This window comes from Frankia sp. QA3, assembly GCF_000262465.1.
Lineage (GTDB): Bacteria > Actinomycetota > Actinomycetes > Frankiales > Frankiaceae > Frankia.
In genome coordinates this window covers 619259-638987 of record NZ_CM001489.1, presented here as the reverse complement: position 1 = coordinate 638987, position 19729 = coordinate 619259, and the positions used below count along the sequence as shown (strand labels likewise).

Sequence of the window (19729 nt, the reverse complement as noted above, 5' to 3'; positions counted from 1 at the left end):
GCCGCCTCCTCGGCCCCGTCACCCGACTTGCCGTTGCGGGCTCCGGCCGACGCGGCCCCCGCCGGATCGAGCGGTATCCGCCCCGACGACGCCCCGCCGCTCTCACCCGGCAGACCCGCACCCGCCGGGCTGGACGGCTGTGACTCCCCCGAACCGGCCGGGCCCCGACCCACCCGACCGGACGGCACCGCGCCACCCGCGCCACCCGCGCCACCGGCTGCGGACGGCTTGGACAGGCCGGACGCATCCTGTGCCGCCCGGCTGGACGACCCCACGCCCCCCGGGCCGGACGCGTCCTGTCCCGGCTGGGACGACGCAGGGTCCGGTGCGTGCGCCGACGCCCCGGATCCGGCACCGGCCATGCGCGCCAGGACCGGGGTCCCTCCCAGGTCGGCCGTCTTCGCCGGGTCGAGCGTCTTCGCCGGGTCGGAGGAGCGTTGACCCGGCGGACCGGACGGGGCCGCCCCACCGGCACCCTGCGACGCCGCCCCGGCGGGCAGGTACACGGGAGCCGGTGTCGTCACCGGATCGTCGAACTCCTCGTCCGCCAGTTCGGACGTCCCCGTCCCCGTCGCCTGACCGGGCACGTACACCGGGACCGGCGTGGTGACCGGATCGTCGAACTCCTCGTCCACCGACACCGAGCCGGCCGGGGCCACCGAGCCGGCGGGCTCGCCCGGGGCGGGTGGCCCGGACGGGGTGAACCATCCCACCGCAACGGGGGACCCCGCCGAGGCGGCGGACCCCGCCGAGGCGGCGGATCCCGCCCCGGATGCCCCGGCCGGGCCACTCGAACGGCCGGCGGCCACTACCCGCGTCACTGCCTGCGTCACTGCCCGCGCCGCTGCCGGGGCCGCCGAGGGCGGGGTGCGCAGCGGCGGCAGTGCCGGCAGACCCGCCAGGCTCGGCAGCAGCGCCCGCAGCCGGTCCACGCCGGGCCGCTCGGCCGGGTCCTTGGCGAGCATCGCGGCCACCACGGCCCACAGCTCGTCAGGGATGCCCAGGGGCCGGCCCGGTGCGAGATCGGCGTGGGCCCGCAGGATGGGCAGCATCTCCCGGCCGGCGAACGGCGCGACGCCGCAGAGCATCTCGTACAGCATCGTGCCGGCGGCGTAGATGTCCGCGGCCGGCCCGACAGTGCCGCCGTCGACACTTTCGGGGGCCATGTAGAGCGGGGTGCCGAGCATGCCGCCGGGAATGGTCAGCCTTGTCGCCGCGGACGCCATCAGGCCGGCGACGCCGAAGTCCGAGATCTTCGGTCGGAACGGTTCCGCGCTGCGGTCGAGCAGCACGTTCTCCGGCTTGAGGTCGCGGTGGACGATGCCGAGCCGATGGGCCGTCCCGAGCCCAGCGAGGATGTCGATCACTATGGCGACCGCTTCCGCGGGCGGCATGGTGCGGCGCCGATGCAGCTCCCGACGCAGATCCGACCCCTCGATGAATTCCATCACGATGGCCAGGTCGCCGCGTTCGGCCACCAGGTCGTGAATGGCCACCACAAAAGGCGACTGGACCCGGAGGAGGATGGCGCGCTCTCGCATGAACCGGGCGACCACCCCCGGATCCGAGGTGAAGTGGGGCAACAGGATTTTGAAGGCGAGAACATTGCCCGCCTCGTCATGGCCGCGCCACACCTCGCCCATACCACCGCGACCGATGCGGTCTTCCAGGGTGTAGGAACTTCCCAGCTTTCTAACCACTCCGCGCCATCACCACTTCGCTGTGGGTTCCAGGTGGATCCGCGGGCGTCCCCCGCCGAACACCGTCCGGTCTGGTCCCGTAGCCCCGACCGCAGCGGGGACGGCGCAGTCGTAGGCATGCCACGCAGAGGCGACCACCCGCGGACCCGCACATTCCGCGGATCTCGGGGTTGCCACGGCCGGCGGACGGCGGGTCACGGTGCGCCCGTCATTCCGGCACGGTGTTCATGCCGCGATCCGCTGCCCGACGGTGTACCCCGTGTTCCGCGCACACGTCGTCCTCTCCGCGCCGGCGTCGGCGGGCCGCCTCATTCCCGGTAAAGGCATGCCCGCGGGCCGAAGCTGGTACCCGCGGTCCCAGGGTGCGATGTCCCTGGTCAGGATGCAGGACGCGGGGGAGCACGAGGAACATGGCAGATATGGTTTTCATCACCGGGGGAAACAAGGGACTCGGGTTTGAGACGACGCGGCAGCTCGCCCGCCGGGGCGCGACGATCCTGCTCGGCTCGCGCGACGCCCGGCGGGGCGCCGAGGCCGCCCGGCGGCTGACCGCCGAACTGACCGGCGCCGGCACCCCCGACCCGGTCGCCCCTGCCGCCGGCGCCGTCCACGCGGTGGAGATCGACGTCATCTCGGACGAGTCCACCGAGAAGGCGGCGGCGTGGGTCGCCGCGCAGTTCGGGCACCTCGACGTCCTCGTGAACAACGCCGGGATCACCGGTGGGCACGTCTCGCCGGTCGACGCCGGCCCGGACGACTTCCGCCTGTGCTACGAGACCAACGTCTTCGACCCGGTGCGCACGACCCGGGCGTTCCTGGCGCTGCTACGGCTCTCGGCGCAGCCCCGGATCGTGATGGTCTCCAGCGGGATGGGCTCGCTGGCGGTCACCACCGATCCGCGACGGCTGGAATCAAGCCTGGTCAGCCTGGTCTACCCGTCCTCGAAGGCCGCCCTCGACATGATCACGACGCAGTACGCGAAGGCGCTGGCGGAGATCCGGATCAACACTGTCGACCCCGGCTGCACGGCCACCGACCTCAACGGGCACTCGGGCCACCAGACGGTCGAGGAGGGCGCCGAGGTCATCGTTCGGCTCGCCGCCACCGGCGCCGACGGCCCCACCGGCGGCTACTTCGACCGCAACGGCACCGTGCCCTGGTGAGACCGTGCCCTGGTGAGACCGTGCCGCCACCCGGCGGCGCTGGACCGCGACGAGGACCATGAGCAGCCCGGCCAGCGCGACCGTGTCCATGCCTACATTGACGAGCGCGGTGTCCAGGTCGGCCAGGAAGGCGCCGGGCACGCCGACGCCGACCACCCGCCAGACCTCGGCGGTGGCCCCGAGCATGCGACTACCAGGGCGGCCCCGGGCACGCCGACGGTGACGGCTGCCGCGTCCGGCTCCGCGGACGCTTACTGGCCTGATCGGGGGGCCCACGATCGGGCCGTGGGGCGCCCGCAGGTGGCCCGGACGGGCGGGGCGGTCCTCGGCTGCGGGACCGAGACCCGCACGGCGGATGATCACGGTCGGTAGCAGCCTGCCGGCGGGGCCATCCGCGGGGTGGCCCCGCCGGCGAGTCGGGCGCTCAACCAGCCGAGCGCAGGGCTGCGACGACGTCGAGAGTGCGCGCATGCTCCCGCGGGTCGCCGATCGGGCCGACGACCAGTTCGGTGGCGCCGGCGTCGGCGTAGCGGCGCAGGGCCCGCTCGACGGCCTCCCCCGTGCCGGCGATGACCGTCTCGTGCACGCCGGAGAGGCCCTGCCGATCCAGGATGGCCCGGTAGGCGGGGAGCTCGGAGGCGAAGCCGACCTGTGACGCCACCTCGGCGCGGACCCGGTCTGGATGGGCGGTGACGCAGGCCATCACGGTGGCCACGACCCGCGGCGCCGGCCGGCCGGCGGCCGCCGCGGCCCGGGTGATCGTCGGCACGATGTGGTCGCCGACGGTTCGCGGCCCCGTCCACACCGTCACCGTGCCATCGGTCAGCTCCCCGGCGATCCGCAGCATCACCGGTCCCAGCGCGGACAGGAGCACGGACGGTGGGGTGGCCACCGGGGCGTCGAGCCGGCCGACCGCGGTGACGGTCTCCCCGTGGACGTCGACCGCCTCGCCGTGCAGCAGCGGGCGCAGTGCGGTCAGGTACTCGCGGATGTGGCGGGCCGGGCGGTCGTAGCGGTAGCCGAGCTGCCCCTCGATGAACTGCGGATGGCTCGGCCCGATGCCCAGCGTGAAGCCCGAGGTGGCGACGGCCTGGACCGTGAGCGCCTGCCCGGCCAGGGCCAGCGGGTGGCGGGGGTAGGTCTGTACGACCGCGGTCCCCAGCTCGATCCCGGGCACCGCCGCCGCGGCGAGTGCGGCCACGGTGAGTGCGTCCCACGACAGCAGCTGGCTGATGAACGCGCTGTCGAAGCCCGCCCGGGCCGCGGTCCGGACCTGATCGACCAGGGCTTGCGGGCCCGGACCGCCGCCGAGGTACAGCCCAATCTTCATGATCACTCCAACCTGAACCGGAACTTCCGGTTCGGGTCAGGACGCTACATTAAGCTGAACGCCTCACTCCAGTTGACCGGGAGTCGGCTCCGCCCGGCGCGGCCCAGGGCCGCGGGGTAGGCGCGCGGGGGCCGAAGGCCGGCGCGGCGGAGGCCGGCGCGGCGGAGGGAGCGGGCCATGCGAGCCGACGCGCAGCGCAACCGCGAGCTCATCGCGACCACCGCGCTCGATCTACTGGCCCGCCGCGGGCCGGCCGTCTCCATGGAGGAGATCGCCCGCGCCGCGGGCCTCGGCGTCGGCACCCTCTACCGCCACTTCCCCGACCGTCAGTCGCTGCTGGACTCCGTCGCCGCCACCACGCTGCGCACGCTGCTCGCCGCGGGCCGGGCCGAGGTGTCCTCCCCCGCGCCGCGCTGGCAGGTCCTGGTCCGGATCCTGGAGCGGTGCGCCGGCCTGCCCCTCGCCCTGATCACGTCGCTGACCGACGCGACGCGGGTCGACCCGACCATCGCCGACCTGGTCGAGGAGCTCAACGCGCTGTTCCAGGGCCTGGCCGAGGCCGCCCAGCGAGAAGGATCGCTGCGGGCCGATCTCACCGGCCCGCAGGTCGTCGGCCTGCTCAACGTCGCGGTCTGCCGCCCCGGCGCCCGCCCCGACGACCCGCTCACGACGGTGCTGCTCGACGGCCTGCGGGCCCGGCGCCAGCCCCCAGCCGATACCCCGCCCGCGGTCTCACCCGCGTCGCGGTCTCACCCCCGTCGGGATCCGGCGGGCCACTGATCGTCGCGGCCGCCGGCGTTCCGGCGACCGGGCCACGCCGAGGCGCAACGGCCCGGTCATGCTCCCACCGCGGCATGATGACCCGGGCAAACCGGGGGCAACCGACCCCCGTGCCGGCCGGGCCGCATGGTGAGCGCGGACTACCCCGACGGGATCGGGCCGGCGCCCGGCCCAGGTGGACGGGTCTGGTCCGGGCTCAGTCGCCGGCGCGCAGGGCCGCGACGACGCCGAGGGTGCGCGCCTGTTCCCGCGCGTCGCCCACCAGGCTCACCAGCAGCTCCGTCGCCCCGGCCTCGGCATAACGGCGCAGCGCCCGCTCCACCGCGGCCTCGTCACCGGCGGCGACGGTCTCGTGGACTCCGCGCAGGCCCTCACGGTCCAGGATCGCCCGGTAGGAGGGGAAGTCCGAGGCGAAGCCGACCTGCGACGCCACCGCGGCGCGGACCCGGTCCGGATCCGCGGTGACGCAGGCCATGACCGAGCACACGACCCGCGGCGCGGGCCGGCCCGCGTCCGCCGCCGCCTTGGCGATCGTCGGCGCGATGTGATCGTCGACGGTCCGCGGGCCGGTCCACACCGTCACGGTTCCGTCGGCCAGTTCGCCGGCGACGCGGAGCATGACCGGTCCCAGCGCGGAGACGAGCACCGACGGCGCGACGGCGACCGGCGCGTCGACCCGGCCGACCGCCGTCACCGTCTCCCCGTGGACGTCGACCGGCTCCCCGCGCAACAAGGGCCGCAACACGGTCAGATACTCGCGGATGTGGCGGGCCGGACGGTCGTACCGGTAACCGAACTGCCCCTCGATGATCTTCCGATGGCTCGGCCCGATCCCCAGGGTGAGGCCCGCGGGGGCCACCGCCTGGACGGTGAGCGCCTGCCCGGCCAGCGCCAGTGGATGGCGGGGATAGGTCGGCACCACCGCGGTACCCAGCTCGATCCCGGGCGCCGCCGTGGCGCAGAGCGCCGCCAGGGTGAGTGCGTCCCAGGACACCAGCTGGCTGAGAAACGCGCTGTCCAGGCCGGCCCGCGCCGCCGTGCGGACCTGGTCGACGACGGCGTCTGGGCTCGGACCGCCGCTGACGTACATTCCGATCTTCATGATCTCCAACCTGAACCGGATCTTCATCTTCCGCGCCCCGCGCCAGACTAGGCCGGACGGGCGCTGCCGGCGGGGAGGCGCTCCGCCGGCCTGGCTCGAACGGGGGGGCACGGGTCCGTGCGAGCCGACGCGCGGCGCAGCCGGAACCTCATCGCGACCGCCGCGCTGGACCTGCTGGCCCGGCGCGGCGAGGCCGTCTCGATGGCGGACATCGCCCTCGCCGCCGGGCTGGCCGTCGGCGCCGGGCTGGCCGTCGGCGCCCTCTACCGACACCTCCCCGACTCCCGCCCCGGCACCCGGCCTCACCCGTGCCGCGGCCTCACCCGTGCCGAGATCCGGCGGGCAGCTGATCGTCGCGGCCGCGCCAGCGTTCGGCGTGGACGGCGTCCGCGAGCGGGCGTCGCCGTGCCCAGCCGTGCCGTTCCAGGTCGGGTGTCGTCTCGAGATGGGTCACGGGGCCGACGCACAGCCAGGCGACCGGGCGGATCCCGGCGGGGATGGCGAGCAGCTCCCGGACGAACGGCTCCCGGTAGAACGACACCCAGCCGACCCCCAGGCCCTCGGTGGTTGCGGCAAGCCACAGGTTCTCGATGGCCAGGCACACCGAGTACAGGCCCGCGTCGACGATGGCGTGCCGCCCGAGGACCGCCGGCTCCCCGCGCGCCGGATCGTAGGTGACGACCAGCGACATCGACGCTGCCAGGATGCCGTCGATCCGGATCCCGGCGAAACGCTCGGCGCGCTCACCGGTCAGGGTTGCGGCGAACACCGCCCGTTCGTGCTGGACGTGCGCGTGGAAGGCCCGGCGTGTCCGGTCGTCGGTGACGCGGATGAAGTCCCAGGGCTGGCTGAGCCCGACGCTCGGCGCGGCGTGGGCGGCGGCGAGGATGCGGCCGAGGGCGTCGGCGGGGATCGGAGCCCCGGTGAACTGGCCGCGTACGTCGCGCCGACGGTGGATCGCGTCGTACAGGGTGGTTGCGCCGTCGCGCTGGTTGGGCAAGGCAGGCTCCCGCTGTCCGGCCGCCCGTGCGGGCGGCGTGGCGGCGGGGCCGGTCTTCGGACTCCCGGATCGACGCCAGACCGTCCGCCTTCCCAGGCCGGTGGCCCAGTGGCTGCGTGGCACGCGTGGACGGCGACTTCCCGGTTACCGCGGCGGGCCCGTGCCGGACTCGCACCGGCTTCCCGATTCTCCCCGGTAGCCCGGGGCACCCCGCTAACGTTGCCACCGCGGACCGTACCAGCCGGCCCGGCCGGGCATCCCCACGTACGTCGACGGAGGCCGGCAGATCCGGACGGACCCGGCACGCCGTGATGGGACCGGCCTGCGGGCGGAAGGCCGACGAGCGGTGGGCCGACGGGGACGGGCCGGGACGCGGTGAGCCGGGGTCATCCGTCGGGATGCGGTGCGCCCGCGCGTGGCGGTTGCCGCCGGATCGCCCGCCGGGCCGGTGTCGCGGTGCCTGCCCGCCGGCGGGCAGGCACGGCCGCGGCGGCGAGTAGCGGGAAGACGATGGTGGCGGCGAAGGCCGTCGGGTAGCCGTGGCCGTCGATGAGGGCGGCGAGCACGGGCGGGGTCGCCGCGGCGACGGCATTCTGCCCGGTGTTGTGGATGCCGAGCGCCCGCCCGGCCCAGTGCGGCCCGGCGTTCTCGGCGACGGCCGTGAAGGCCAGGCCGTTCGTGCTCACCGCGAGCACCGCCGCCAGCAGCAGCGAACCGGTGGCCACGGCTGCGCGCGTGGCCGCGGCCAGCGCCAGCACGGCGAGGATGGCCGCGGTGGCGGTGGCCAGGATGCGCATGGGAAGCAGGCGGCTGCCCACCCGATCGGACCAGACGCCGGCGCCCAGCCGGGCGGCCGCGCCCCCCAACTGGGCGATGGCCAGCAGCCGTCCGGCGCCCTGGGCGGACCAGCCGTGCGCGTCGACGAGGAAGACGACGGCGAAGGTCGCGACGGCGAACTGCGGGACGACGAGCAGGGCGCTGGCCGCGTGGATCCGCCACAGCAGCGGGGTGCGGTACGGGGAGGCCACCGGCGTGTCCGGCGGCCGCGGCGGGCGCGCCGGATCCCGCGTCACCGCCGCCGCCACCGCCGCGGCGAGCACGCACAGCCCGGCGAGGAACGCCAGCGCCACCCCGCGCCCGGTGTCGGCCAGCGGCGGCAGGGCGATGGCCGCCACCGCCACGCCGAGCGGCTGTGCGGTCTGGCGGGCTCCCATCGCCAGCCCGCGCTCGTGCGCGGCGAACCAGCCGAGGATCAGCCGGCCGCTGGAGGCGTGCACGGACGCCCCGGCGGCACCGGCGAGGACCAGACACGCGCCGAGCGCCAGCGGATTTCGGACGGCCGACGCGGCGCCGAGCACCAGCCCGGCGAGGCCGAGGCCGGACGCCAGGACCAGACGCTCGCCGAAGCGGTCGGCGGCGGCACCCCAGGCGACGAGGCTCACCAGCAGCCCCGCCGTCGGGCACGCGGCCAGCAGCCCGGCCGCGCGCAGCGACAGGCCCTCTGCCCGCAGGGCGGGAATCAGATACGGCAGCCCGTACTGGAACGCGCAGCCCGCGGTCATCGCCAGCAGGCCGGCGGCGAGCACCACCCACCGGCGGCGATCCGCCGCCGCGGGGCCACTCCTACCCGCAGGGGGTATCTCCCGGATCCCGTTCACATCGGGAACCTATCAGCATGCTGTCATCAGACAGCATGCTTTTAACAAACGAACGTCGGCGCGTACCTACACTGGGCGGATGCACTACCTGGAACGGCTGCTGGCCTACGTCAAGCGGGCGGAACAGGCCACCCAGGCCGCCAAGGAGACCGTGCTGCGCGAGGTCGGGTTGACCCCGGCGCAGCAGACGGCACTCGCCGCGATCAATGACGCGCCCGGCATCACCGCCGCCGAGCTCGCGCGCCGCTGCGCCGTAACCCCGCAGACCACCAACAGCCTCGTCGGCCGACTGCAGGGCCGCGGCCTCGTCGAACGCTCCCCCCACCCGCTGCACGGCACGCTCATCGAGCTGCGCCTCACCGAACATGGTCGCGCTCTGTTCGCCCGCGCCGACGCCCTCGTCGCCAAGCTCGACGCCGACCTGTCCGCCGCGCTCAGCCCGACCGAGCTGGACACCCTGCGAGACCTGCTCACCCGCGTGGCGGTCCGGGCAGTCGAGACGACCGGCGGCGCCGCTGCACGGTAGCCGCCTCGACCGGCCGCAACGCCGTCGGTGCGGCTACCCGGCCTCCTGCACTCGACTTCCTTGCCCTTCCGGAGGGCTGCACGCCCGATTTGTCCCTCTGGATAGGCGAGGAAAGGCAAGGCGCACGCGGCGGGCGGGCGGCGCCGAGCGACCCGACCCGCCTGGGGGCCGGGATGGCTTGCCGGGCAGCCGTCAGGTTGTCGCCTGCCGGAGCAGGGTCAGGGTCTCGTCCAGCTCGGCTCGCAGGATGGCGCCGGCCCGCTCGCCGTCCGCGGCGGCCACCGCGTCGACGAGGGCGGCGTGCGCGGCGTCACCGTGGTTCACCTGCGCGGCCCGCAGCCCGAGCAGGTCCACCAGCTCGATGAGACCCCGGCGCAGCACGGGCACGAACTCGGCGAACAGGCCGTCGAGCACCGGGTTGTGCGCCGCCGCGACGACGGCCACGTGCAGGGCGACGTCGGCGTCGACGAAGGCCACGTCGTCCCCGCCAGCGGCGGCGCTGCGGCGGCCCGCGAGCGCGGCGCGCAGGGCGGCCACGTCGGCGTCGGTGCGCCGATGCGCGGCCAGCCGCACCGCCTGCACCTCCATGAGCATCCGGACCTCGTACACGTCGCCGACGGCGGCGCGGCGCAGCGTGTCCGGCCAGTCCCGCGGCGACTCGGCGGCGATGACGAACACGCCGGCCCCCTGGCGTGACTGCACCAGCCCCGCGCCCGCCAGCGCACGCAGCGCCTCACGCACAGTCGATCGGCCCACCCCGAGCGTCGCCGCCAGCGTCGTCTCCCCCGGCAGCCGGGTTCCGACCGGCCACTCGCCGCTGGTGATCTGCTCGCGAAGGCGACGCGTCGCCTGCTCGACCAGGGGCGTCGGACGCAGCGCGCCGAGCGGCACGGTCACTCCTCCGGTTGTCAGGGAAGCGGATGGATCCGCGGAGTATGGTACGTCGCGTGACGCCGGGCGGCCGGCTGCTTCTTCCCGGCCGCGGCGGGGCCTGACCACGGCCGGCACCCCGCCACGGTGAGCTGAGCTCCTGCCACCGGTCGGCCCCTTTCGACCGAGCCTGGGAAGGCACTGCCACAACATGTCTGACAACCTGACAACGCGTACCGCCGCAGCGGTGCGGAGCCCTGAACCGGGCATCGGCGCCGGGTCGCCCGGCTTCCCCACCGTGATCAGGCCCCGCGGCCCGCTGCCCGCCGACGCTCCCGGCTGGAACCCGCAGCGCCCCAGCTCGATGCCGCACCAGCGGTACCGGGCCGCCCACGAGCGGGTCGAGCCGCCGAGGATCGCCCCCGCCGGCCGGGTCTGGCCGACCCGACGCATCGAGTCGGCGCCGCTGTGGGTGCCCGTGGACCTGCGCGACGGCAATCAGGCACTGCGCGAACCGATGGACACCCCCCGCAAGCGGGCGATGTTCGACCTGCTCGTCGCGATGGGGTTCAAGGAGATCGAGATCGGTTACCCGTCGGCCAGCCAGACCGACTTCGACTTCGTCCGGCACCTGGTCGACGACGGCGCCATCCCGCCGGACGTGACGGCGGTGGTGTTCACCCCGGCGCGGCGCGACCTCGTCGAGCGGACCTTCGCCTCGATCGAGGGGATGGCGCGCGGCGACGGGATGCCCCGCACCGTCGTGCACCTCTACGTCGCGACGGCCCCGGTGTGGCGACAGGTCGTCCTCGGCCGCGACCGCGCGGACCTGCTGGCCCTGCTGCACGACGTCGCCGGGCACATGGCCCGGCTCGCCGACTCCCCGCGCTGCCCCGACGTCCGCTTCCAGTTCTCCCCGGAGGTCTTCAACGCGACCGAACCGGACTTCGCCCTGGAGGTCTGCAACAGCCTCACCGCGCGGTGGGACGCCTGCCCCGAGCGGCCGGTCATCCACAACCTGCCGGCCACCGTCGAGATCGCCACGCCGAACGTGTACGCCGACCAGATCGAGTACATGCACCGCAACCTGGACCGGCGGGACTCGGTGATCCTGTCCGTCCATCCGCACAACGACCGGGGCACCGGGGTGGCGTGCGCGGAGCTGGCGCTGCTCGCCGGGGCTCAGCGGGTCGAGGGCTGCCTGTTCGGCAACGGGGAGCGCACCGGCAACGTCGACCTGGTCACCCTCGCGCTCAACCTCTACTCCCAGGGCGTCAACCCGATGATCGATTTTTCGGACATCGACGTCGTGCGCGACACGGTCGAACACTGCAACCGGATGCCGGTCCACCCGCGGCACCCCTACGGCGGCGCGCTGGCCTACACCGCCTTCTCCGGCACCCACCAGGACGCGATCAGCAAGGGCCTGGCGCACCACGCGGCCCGCGCGGCGCAGCGGGGGATGCCGGCGGCCCTGGCACCGTGGGCGGTGCCGTACCTGCCGATCGACCCGGCGGACGTCGGCCGCGGCTACGAGGCGCTGATCCGGGTCAACAGCCAGTCCGGCAAGGGCGGCATCGCGCACCTGCTGAACCTGCACCACGGGCTGGAGCTGCCGAAGGGTCTCCAGGCCGACTTCTCCCGGGCCATCCAGGTCGCCGCGGATCGTGACGGCCGGGAACTGACCCCCAAGGATCTGTGGGAGATGTTCCGCGCCCGCTACCTGGCGCCGCTGCACGACGGGCCGATCACCCTGTCGGCCTGGCGGACCGTCGAGACCGCTCCCGGCAAGCACGAGTTCACCGCCGAGCTGGCGATCGCCGGCCGCGAGCACCACGGCCGGGGCCGGGGCAACGGCCCGCTGGCCGCGCTGACGGCACTGCTCGCGGACGTCGGCGTCGAGGTCGAGATCCGCAGCTACGGCGAGCACGCGGTGGACCGCGGCGGCACCAGCCCCGCCACGGCCTACGTCCTGCTCCGTCATCGGGGCGCGGACTACTGGGGCGTCGGGCAGGACACCTCGGTGCTCGCCGCCTCGGTCCACGCCGTCCTCGCCGCGGTCAACCGTCTCCCGCGCTAGCGCCCTCGCCCGGCCGTGGTGCCGCCGGCGCGACGACCCGACTTCCCTCGGCCCGGTCAGCCATCGGCATCGGCTTCGGCATCGGCATGGCCGCGTCGTGCACGCACCGGGTTGCCGGCCGCCCTGACCACGGTCAGGCGGTGACCGACCACAGGCGGATCCTGCCGTCCACCTCGCTGGCGGTGGCGAGCAGCCGCCCGTCGGGCGACCAGGCGGGCGGGGTGACCGACGACGTCTTCTCCCGCACCGCGGCGCCGAGGCTCCCCGGGGACGCCGGATCGGTCACGTCCCAGAACTCGACGGTCCCGTTCCCTCGGCCGAGGGCGAGGCGCCGGCCGTCGGAGGTGAAGCCGGCCGCGATCCAGCCCGCCGACTGGTCGGGCAGGAGCAGCCCGGTCCGGCGCGGGGCGGTGGGGTCCTCGACGTTCCACCACTCCAGCACCTCGCTGTAGTCGTCCCGAGTCCCGCTGGAGACCAGCGTGCCGTCCGGAAGGAACGTCACCTCGTCGTCGGCCGTGGTGTCGATGCGGGCGAGCTGGCGCGGGTGGGCGGGATCGGTGACGTCCCACAGGCGCGGACCCTGCTGGGTGAAGCCGCCGGCCGTGGCGAGGCTCCGCCCGTCCGGCGAGAAGGCGACCGCGACGAAGTTGTTGTCGTCGCTGGTCTGCGGACCGTCACCCCGCGTGGGCGGCCCCGGCTGGACCGGCCCGGTCGGCTTCGTGGCGTCCCACAGCCGCAGCGCCCCCGGCCCCCAGACCTGCCATCCGTCCCCGGTGGCGAGGCGGCGCCCGTCCGGAGAGAAGGAGATCGCCTCCACGACGCCGGTGTCCACGTCGGTCCAGGGCCCCTGCTGGACGGGCTGCGACCGGTCCGTGACGTCGAAGACGGCGAACCCGACATGAAGATCATCCGGATTCGCGCTCTGCCTGGTCGCGACCGCGAGCCGGCCACCGTCCGGCGAGAGCGCCGCCGTCCACACGTTCGCCACGGCCAGGGAGCCGGACAGCGTCGGCTTCGCCGGACGGCGGACGTCCCACACCCGGACAGCCGAGCCGACGGTGATCAGGGACGAACCGTCCGGCGAGAACGCCATGTACGTCGGGTCGAGGCCGTCGAGTTCGCCGACGAGCCGGGCGGCCGGGGCGATGGCCGCCGCTACGGCCGCGGCGCCTGCCGCCAATCGGCCGTCCCGCGACGGCGTGCCCCCGCCGCCGCCCGACACGGCGAGGCCGACGCCTGTCACGGCGAGGGCGAGGCAGACCAGAACGGCCGCGAGAACACGTCGCCGGCGGCGCCGCGCACCGACCGGACCCGTGCGCGGGCCGCCGCCCGGCGCGGGGGCCGCCTGGCCGTCCGACCCGCCCTCGGTCACCAGGACGGTCGCGGCATCCGGCGAGGCTGCTCCCCGGATGTCCGGCGGCGTTTCCGACGGCGGCGCGGGAAGATCCGGCGGCGCGGGGAGATCCGGTGGCGCGGGGAGAAGAGTCGGTGGTTCCGCCGGATCCGGCACGGGCGGCTCCTGCGGCGTCGGCGGAATCGGCGCGGCGGCGCGGGTCTCCCCCGGCCAGGCCTGCGGGCGCGCCGGTGCGGCCGCGACGACCCGCAGCTCGTCGTCGATCGACAGCCGCAGTCCGGACCGGGCCAGCCAGTCGGATCCGAACACGCGGGCCGCGGCCGCGAGTTCCAGCGCGAAGGCGCGCGCGGACGCCTGCCGGTCGGCCGGTTCCTTCGCCAGCGCCCGCAGCAGGACGTCGGCGACCTCCCGGGGGACGTTGCGCGGCGGCGCCGGCACCGTGTTCAGGTGATGCTGCCAGAGCGCGGGCAGCGGCAGCTTCGGATCGAACGGCGGGGCCCCGTCCAGCAGGTGGTAGGCCACGATCGCGAGGGCGTAGATGTCGGTCGCCGGGCCCAGCCGACCGCCCTGGATCTGTTCCGGCGCCATGTACATCGGCGTGCCGGCGAACGCGGTCGCCGTCACCGCCGTGCTCTGCAGGATCTTGGCGATCCCGAAGTCGGTGAGCTTCGCGACGCCGGCGGCGTCGAAGACGATGTTGTCGGCCTTGACGTCACGGTGCAGGACCCCGAGACCGTGGGCGTACGACAGCGCCTCGGCCATCGCGAGGGCGACCGCGCAGGCCGTCTCCGGCCGCATGCCCGACCTGCGCCGGGCCAGCGAGCCGCCGCCAAGCAGCTCCATGATGATCAGGCACAGGCCGCCCGTCTCGACGTAGTCGAACACGCGGACGATGTGCGGGTGATCCATCCGAGCCAGCACCTGGGCCTCGGCGTCGAAGCCGGTCCGCTCGCCCGGGTCCGCGGCAAGGACCTTGACCGCGACCGGCCGGTCGAGCCGCCGGTGCCGCGCCGCGACGACCAGCCCGAATCCGCCCTGGCCCAGCAGCTCGCCGAGCTCGTACCCGGGAAGCGCCTCGGCGATCGCCCCACGGTCGACGATCAACGATATCCCCCGATCCGCCGGACCGCACCCCGATGCACGCTAATGATCGACTTCCCCCCGTCCAGCCGCTTCGATCGACGATCGTCCCACTAATCCGGGTGCGGTACGTCGACGGTCAGCCGGCCGGCGGCTCTCCTCCCTGCATCTCCAGAGGCTATCGTGCCCGATTCGTCCCTCCGAGAAGGCGCGGGGACGGCAGGGCACGGGACAGCGAGACACGGGCTGGTCCGAGGCGACCCAGCAGCGTTCTCACCATGGCACCGGGGCAATCGTCGGCCACCCGGCCGGCCGCCATCGAGATGGCTAACCCTGCATGTTCGGCATCCTGGTTCAAAGAGTTCGCACGCGACCATGCGGAGGCGATGTGCGCATGCCGGCTCACGCGAGTGCTCTACGAGACCTACTAGCGTCCTGAGTCGTTAGTCTATTCATGGATCGTAGAACGGGGTATGCCTGGACCGACCGCCGTGCAGATCGTGCTGACCGGCGAGGAGCGGTGACCGATCCGCAGTTCGTGATCCTGGACAACGACGCCACGCACAAGACCCCCGCGGTGAAGAAGTGGCTGCTGGGCCACCCGCGGTTCCACCTGCACTTCACCCCGACCTCGTCCTCGTGGAACAAGGACCCGAGGCCGTTCGTCCGGACGAAGACCGCCGGCCAGATCCTCGAAACCCTCGCCGCCCACTGCGAACGAATCAACGACTCAGGACACCTAGAAATGTCTCGCGCCGACTTGATCATCGCTGTGGGCATCTCTCACTGCTGCGGCTGTTCCAAGGCGTGATTGGGATAGATTTTACGTTGCCCTTGCCGAAATCTTCATCCGTGCGGCTCATGCAGCATGCCGCAAACCTGGCAGGATCAGGCACAGCGCTGCCGCGGCGGCGGCCGTGGCGGCGAAGGCGCCCACCGCCCAGGCGCCGGACACGTGCTGGACAAGCAGCCCGGCGGTCAGTGGCGCCAGCGCAGCCAGTGCGGTGGTCGCCATGACCACGGTGTTGATGACCCGGCCGCGCATTTCTGCCGGTGCGCTGCGGAGCGTCACGGCAAACAGCGCGGCGTTCACGGCCGGCGCGAGCAGCAGCGCCAAGGCGATCGGCGCCGCCACCAGCGGCGACGGGAGGAGCGGTGCCGCGGCGCCGAACAACAGGGCCCCAGCCAGGGTAATCGTGGTGGCCAGGGCTCCCAGGCGCATGCGCCCCTGCAGCCGGGGTGCCACGATGGCACCGAGCAGCCCGCCGGCCGCGATGGTCGCCTGCACCAGGCCGATCACCGCGGTGGAGGTGCCGTGATGACGCAGCGCGAGCGTGACGGTGAAGATCACGCCGGTGAAGGCGAAGTTCATCAAGGGTGCCGTGATCGCCACCGCGCGCAGGATCGGCACCTGCCAGACGAACTGCAGGCCGTCGGCCACCTCGCGCCACAACGCCTTGCGCTCGGCCGCGTTCTCCGGGCGGAACTGCCCCCGGATCCTGTTCACCGTGCCGAACGAGACAACGTAGGAGACGGCATTGGCGAGGAACGGGACGGCCTGGCCCAGCCCGAAAAGAGCCCCGCCGAGCGCCGGGCCGGCCAGGGCGGCAGTGTAGGTCCTGGCCTCGGTGGCGGCCGACGCCTGCTCCAGTTGCCGGTCCGGTACGATCTCCGGCAGTGCCGCGGCAGCCGCCGGGTTGAAGATGGCGCCTGCGCCTCCCTCGATCAGGCACACGACCAGGACGACCGGCCAGGACGCGAGATCGGTCACGATCAGGATGGCGAGCAGGGCCAGCAGGACCGCGCGCAGGGTGTCGCAAATGATCATCGTCAGCCGCCGGTCGAACCGGTCAGAGAGCGCCCCGGCTGGCAGCTGCAGGCACAGCAGGGTCATTGCCCGCGCCGTCCCCACCACCCCGGCGAGCACCGCCGAGTGGGTCAGTGCCAGGATAAGCAGCGGGTAGGCGAGCAGGCCGATCCCTGAGCCGGTATCGGAGAGCAGCTGGCCGATCCACAGCATACGGAAGCCCTCGTTGCGCCGAAGAGGAACCTCTTGTTGCACATCGGCATCCGTCTCGATTCCGGTGGCATCGCTCACCTTCGGAATCGTATGCGCCAAGGGTTAAGGATGTCCACATACCGGACGGTCTTCGGCGAGCGATGATCCAAATCGCCGCCCAATGTCCTGAGTCGTTGATTCGTTCGCAGTGGGCGGCGAGGGTTTCGAGGATCTGGCCGGCGGTCTTCGTCCGGACGAACGGCCTCGGGTCCTTGTTCCACGACGACGAGGTCGGGGTGAAGTGCAGGTGGAACCGCGGGTGGCCCAGCAGCCACTTCTTCACCGCGGGGGTCTTGTGCGTGGCGTCGTTGTCCAGGATCACGAACTGCGGATCGGTCACCGCTCCTCGCCGGTCAGCACGATCTGCACGGCGGTCGGTCCAGGCATACCCCGTTCTACGATCCATGAATAGACTAAAGACTCAGGACGCTAGCTCAGCGCCTCAGCCTAATCGAACCGGGTGTGCGGCACCTAGCGACCGAGTCTCGAATTCCAAGCCGGACGGGAGCTGGTGGGCGGATCCAATATTCTCGCCAAAGAGATCGCTGGCAGTCATGTAGCGATTGAACCGAAGCGAACCGAGTCGGCCGCGCAAGTAGCACTGCACGAGCCGAATAGATATGTGGAGCTCTTTCGGCAAGAAAAGGGAGTTGGTCGAGCCGACCTGCGTGTCGTAGTTTTTGCAGTCGAATGGCACAGCCTCCCTACAGCCTCCCTACAGCATCCTTACAGCATTGAGTCAGGCGGCACGCGAGTGGTCGGCAGACCTCCGGGGGTACCGACCAGTGCTGGCTGCGGCATTGTGGCAGCTGCCAGCACATCGCACCGGCCCCGACGGTGCCCGGGTCGACCCATTCCCTGGCAGCGCCCGCGTTGTCGCCGTCCTGGCGGTCACGAATGTCGTCCGCCCCCGTCTGGTCTACAGGGTGCAGGCGCGTTCGGCGCCGACGAGGGCGAGTGGCGCCGGGTGGCGGCCGGGGAGTCGCGCAACGAGCAGTCCTCACACATGGCACCGTCGGGGAGCCGGTAGTACAGGCAGCAGCTGCGCCGGACGAACGACGGCAGGTCCAGGTTGCCGTCGTCGTGCCGGCGGTGGACGCCGGTGCCGGCGAGCGGTGGCTGCTCGAGCAGCGTGGCGGCCAGGCGGGCCTGGTGGCGGACCGGTCCGCCGGACGGCGCGTCACTCGGCGCGGCGGGGCCGAGGGTGGCGTGCCGGGCGATCGCGCCGACGGCCCCGACGAGTGCGGAGGCCGCGTTTCCCCACAGCAGGCCGGTGGCGGTCCGGATCGTGGCGTGCATGGCCGCGGCGAACGGGCGCAGGTGGCCGTCGATGACGACCCGGGTCACCAGCGCGGCGACCGTGTCGACGTCGCCGGGGTCGGCCGGGCGCCAACCGCCGGTGTCGGCCAGCGCCAACGGCGCCCGCGAGCCAGGGCCGACGGCGAGCACGGCGTCGACGGGCAGGTCGGGGATGAGCCCGCCGCGCTCCCAGCAGCCCAGGGTCACGCACCACAGCCGGATGGCGTGGCCGATGAACAGGTTGGACGCGGCGACCCGGCGCTCGGCGCCGCCGAGCGCCGCCGCCTGCCCCTCGATCGCGGCGGCGAGCCGGTCACCCGGCCGGTAGAGATCGGCCGCCGGCAGAAGCCCCCCGGTGGCGGTGGCGGGATCGCCGGCGCCGGTCACGATCTGGACGGCGAACGGCGGCCCGAGCTCGTCCAGTCCGCGCAGGACCCGGGCCGCGTGGCCGGGATCGACCCGGGCCACGCGGATGGCCTCGCCACCGGCCGCGGGCGGCTCGGTCGGCGGAGCGCAACGCCGGTCGTCGGGGTCGGAGATGACGGCCATGTCGTCCTCCTGGATCGGCTCTTCCGCTGGATCGGCTCCTCCGGCGGCGGGCGGCGTGGGAGGACGCCGGGCTCGTGCGGCGCGCGGCGTCGGCCGCGCACCGCAGGAGCTGCGGGCCCGGCCGGGTCAGCTGCTCGCGGCGACCTTCGCCAGGGTCGGCTTGAGCTGGTCGAGCTGCCACGGGATGTTGAGGATCGTCGGGTTGTTGACCGCGCCCGCCGTGAAGGCGTCCACCTGCAGGACCCGGCCCGCCTTGACCGCCGGGATGGCGGTGAACAGCTTGTTGGCGTTCATCTCGGTCTTCAGCGCCGGGGTGGCGAAACCGATCAGCACGAAGTCGGCGTCCAGGGCGTCGATCTTCTCCATGCTCAGCGACCGGTCCACCACGTTGGCCGGCACCGCCGGCGAGAGCTTCATACCGAGCTCGCTGTAGAGCTGGACCGACACCGTCTTCGGGTCGTCGATGACCGCCAGGCCGCCCGGCTCGTAGTAGAAGGAGTAGCTGAACGTCCTGCCGGCCAGGCCGGGCAGGCCGCCCTTGGCGTCCTGGATGATCTTCCGGGTGGCGGCGACCGCCTTCTGGACGTCGGCGTCCCGGCCGACGGCCTTGCCGATGATGGTGCTGTTCTCCTGCCACGTCGCGATGCCGGCGTCGTCGGTGTAGCCGACGGTCGGAGCGATCTTGGAGAGCCGGTCGTAGTAGTCGGCCAGGCTGTAGAAGTTCGTGGCCAGGATCAGATCGGGGCGCAGCGCGGCGACCTGCTCGAGGTTCAGGTCCCCGCTGGTGTCGAGGGCCGTGCTCTTCGACAGGTCGATCTTCCCCTGGAGCCAGGGGAAGACGCCGTCGGCCTTGTACTCGTTCTTCGCGTACGCGATCGGCGTGATGCCGAGCGTCGCCAGGGTGTCCTCCTCGTAGCTCAGTGCGATGATGCGCTTGGGCTGGGCCGGGACGACCGCAGTTCCGAACTTGTTCTTCAGCGTGACCGGGAAGGCCGCACTCGACGAGCTCGCCGCCGTCGTCCCGCCGCCACCGTCGCCACCGCTGCTGCCGCAGCCGGCCGCGACGACCAGCGCCGTGACGGCCATGAGCGCCGCGATCAGCAGTTTCAGTCTGTTTCGCACCAGCACAACTTTCTCGTTTGTCGTGATCAGCCGCGCGCCGGGACGGCACGCGGTAGC

At 73.3% G+C, this 19729-nt stretch carries 14 protein-coding genes, 1 pseudogene and 1 riboswitch; of the genes and pseudogenes, 5 read left to right on the top strand and 10 right to left on the bottom strand.

Annotation, left to right across the window (positions count from 1 at the left end; all coding sequences use genetic code 11):
• Nucleotides 1-1700 (bottom strand): serine/threonine-protein kinase (locus FRAQA3DRAFT_RS35680; RefSeq protein WP_083873476.1); only part of this gene is annotated, 1700 nt, incomplete at its 3' end.
• Between the two features lie 410 nt (nt 1701-2110).
• Here FRAQA3DRAFT_RS35680 and FRAQA3DRAFT_RS02550 point away from each other — a divergent pair.
• The gene (locus tag FRAQA3DRAFT_RS02550) at nt 2111-2863 is read left to right on the top strand and encodes an SDR family NAD(P)-dependent oxidoreductase (protein ID WP_009737494.1); all 753 of its coding nucleotides are present in this window, start codon (nt 2111-2113) and stop codon (nt 2861-2863) included.
• A gap of 424 nt (nt 2864-3287) precedes the next feature.
• Here the strand turns inward: FRAQA3DRAFT_RS02550 and FRAQA3DRAFT_RS02540 are convergent, their stop codons facing one another.
• Nucleotides 3288-4193, bottom strand: coding sequence for a TIGR03564 family F420-dependent LLM class oxidoreductase (locus FRAQA3DRAFT_RS02540; protein ID WP_009737493.1), 906 nt, complete (start codon nt 4191-4193; stop codon nt 3288-3290).
• Nucleotides 4194-4370: 177 nt separating this feature from the next.
• Here FRAQA3DRAFT_RS02540 and FRAQA3DRAFT_RS02535 point away from each other — a divergent pair, with 177 nt between their 5' ends.
• Nucleotides 4371-4973 (top strand): TetR/AcrR family transcriptional regulator, encoded by a 603-nt coding sequence (locus tag FRAQA3DRAFT_RS02535; protein ID WP_009737492.1) that lies wholly within the window; start codon nt 4371-4373, stop codon nt 4971-4973.
• A gap of 196 nt (nt 4974-5169) precedes the next feature.
• On the opposite strand, the gene FRAQA3DRAFT_RS02530 is transcribed toward FRAQA3DRAFT_RS02535, so the two are convergent.
• The 3 genes from FRAQA3DRAFT_RS02530 to FRAQA3DRAFT_RS02520 form a co-directional block, all read right to left on the bottom strand.
• The gene (locus FRAQA3DRAFT_RS02530; protein ID WP_035921996.1) at nt 5170-6075 is read right to left on the bottom strand and encodes an LLM class F420-dependent oxidoreductase; all 906 of its coding nucleotides are present in this window, start codon (nt 6073-6075) and stop codon (nt 5170-5172) included.
• A 319-nt stretch (nt 6076-6394) separates the two neighbouring features.
• Nucleotides 6395-7075, bottom strand: a complete 681-nt coding sequence (gene bluB, locus FRAQA3DRAFT_RS02525) for a 5,6-dimethylbenzimidazole synthase (RefSeq protein ID WP_009737490.1) — start codon at nt 7073-7075, stop codon at nt 6395-6397.
• 29 nt (nt 7076-7104) lie between these two features.
• Nucleotides 7105-7303: riboswitch (cobalamin riboswitch) on the bottom strand.
• Between the two features lie 158 nt (nt 7304-7461).
• Entirely contained in the window at nt 7462-8733 is a 1272-nt protein-coding gene (locus tag FRAQA3DRAFT_RS02520; RefSeq protein ID WP_009737489.1) for an MFS transporter, read from the bottom strand.
• 79 nt (nt 8734-8812) lie between these two features.
• Between FRAQA3DRAFT_RS02520 and FRAQA3DRAFT_RS02515 the strand changes: the two genes are divergently transcribed.
• Nucleotides 8813-9259, top strand: coding sequence for a MarR family winged helix-turn-helix transcriptional regulator (locus FRAQA3DRAFT_RS02515; protein ID WP_009737488.1), 447 nt, complete (start codon nt 8813-8815; stop codon nt 9257-9259).
• A gap of 192 nt (nt 9260-9451) precedes the next feature.
• Here the strand turns inward: FRAQA3DRAFT_RS02515 and FRAQA3DRAFT_RS02510 are convergent, their stop codons facing one another.
• On the bottom strand, nt 9452-10150 hold the full coding sequence (locus FRAQA3DRAFT_RS02510; RefSeq protein ID WP_009737487.1) for a FadR/GntR family transcriptional regulator: 699 nt from the start codon (nt 10148-10150) through the stop codon (nt 9452-9454).
• A 190-nt stretch (nt 10151-10340) separates the two neighbouring features.
• Here FRAQA3DRAFT_RS02510 and FRAQA3DRAFT_RS02505 point away from each other — a divergent pair, with 190 nt between their 5' ends.
• Nucleotides 10341-12209 (top strand): 2-isopropylmalate synthase, encoded by a 1869-nt coding sequence (locus tag FRAQA3DRAFT_RS02505; protein WP_009737486.1) that lies wholly within the window; start codon nt 10341-10343, stop codon nt 12207-12209.
• Nucleotides 12210-12342: 133 nt separating this feature from the next.
• Here FRAQA3DRAFT_RS02505 and FRAQA3DRAFT_RS02500 read toward each other — a convergent pair whose 3' ends face one another.
• Nucleotides 12343-14667 carry a WD40 repeat domain-containing serine/threonine protein kinase gene (locus tag FRAQA3DRAFT_RS02500; RefSeq protein ID WP_009737485.1) on the bottom strand — a complete coding sequence of 775 codons (2325 nt, stop codon included), beginning with the start codon at nt 14665-14667 and terminating at the stop codon, nt 12343-12345.
• A 514-nt stretch (nt 14668-15181) separates the two neighbouring features.
• Here FRAQA3DRAFT_RS02500 and FRAQA3DRAFT_RS02495 point away from each other — a divergent pair.
• Nucleotides 15182-15454, top strand: a pseudogene (locus FRAQA3DRAFT_RS02495) (hypothetical protein); the annotation flags it as partial.
• 48 nt (nt 15455-15502) lie between these two features.
• Here the strand turns inward: FRAQA3DRAFT_RS02495 and FRAQA3DRAFT_RS02490 are convergent.
• The 3 genes from FRAQA3DRAFT_RS02490 to FRAQA3DRAFT_RS02480 form a co-directional block, all read right to left on the bottom strand.
• Entirely contained in the window at nt 15503-16741 is a 1239-nt protein-coding gene (locus FRAQA3DRAFT_RS02490; protein WP_035920512.1) for an MFS transporter, read from the bottom strand.
• Nucleotides 16742-17593: 852 nt separating this feature from the next.
• The gene (locus tag FRAQA3DRAFT_RS02485) at nt 17594-18550 is read right to left on the bottom strand and encodes a (2Fe-2S)-binding protein (protein WP_009737483.1); all 957 of its coding nucleotides are present in this window, start codon (nt 18548-18550) and stop codon (nt 17594-17596) included.
• A 126-nt stretch (nt 18551-18676) separates the two neighbouring features.
• Entirely contained in the window at nt 18677-19672 is a 996-nt protein-coding gene (locus tag FRAQA3DRAFT_RS02480; RefSeq protein WP_232291884.1) for an iron-siderophore ABC transporter substrate-binding protein, read from the bottom strand.
• Nucleotides 19673-19729: the final 57 nt, after the last annotated feature.

Bases quoted from the DNA above. Each gene is read 5' to 3' on its own strand.
- FRAQA3DRAFT_RS02550 (WP_009737494.1), top strand. From the start codon at position 2,111: ATGGCAGATATGGTTTTCATCACCGGGGGAAACAAGGGACTCGGGTTT.
- FRAQA3DRAFT_RS02540 (WP_009737493.1), bottom strand. From the start codon at position 4,193: ATGAAGATTGGGCTGTACCTCGGCGGCGGTCCGGGCCCGCAAGCCCTG.
- FRAQA3DRAFT_RS02535 (WP_009737492.1), top strand. From the start codon at position 4,371: ATGCGAGCCGACGCGCAGCGCAACCGCGAGCTCATCGCGACCACCGCG.
- FRAQA3DRAFT_RS02530 (WP_035921996.1), bottom strand. From the start codon at position 6,075: ATGAAGATCGGAATGTACGTCAGCGGCGGTCCGAGCCCAGACGCCGTC.
- FRAQA3DRAFT_RS02515 (WP_009737488.1), top strand. From the start codon at position 8,813: ATGCACTACCTGGAACGGCTGCTGGCCTACGTCAAGCGGGCGGAACAG.
- FRAQA3DRAFT_RS02505 (WP_009737486.1), top strand. From the start codon at position 10,341: ATGTCTGACAACCTGACAACGCGTACCGCCGCAGCGGTGCGGAGCCCT.
- FRAQA3DRAFT_RS02485 (WP_009737483.1), bottom strand. From the start codon at position 18,550: ATGGCCGTCATCTCCGACCCCGACGACCGGCGTTGCGCTCCGCCGACC.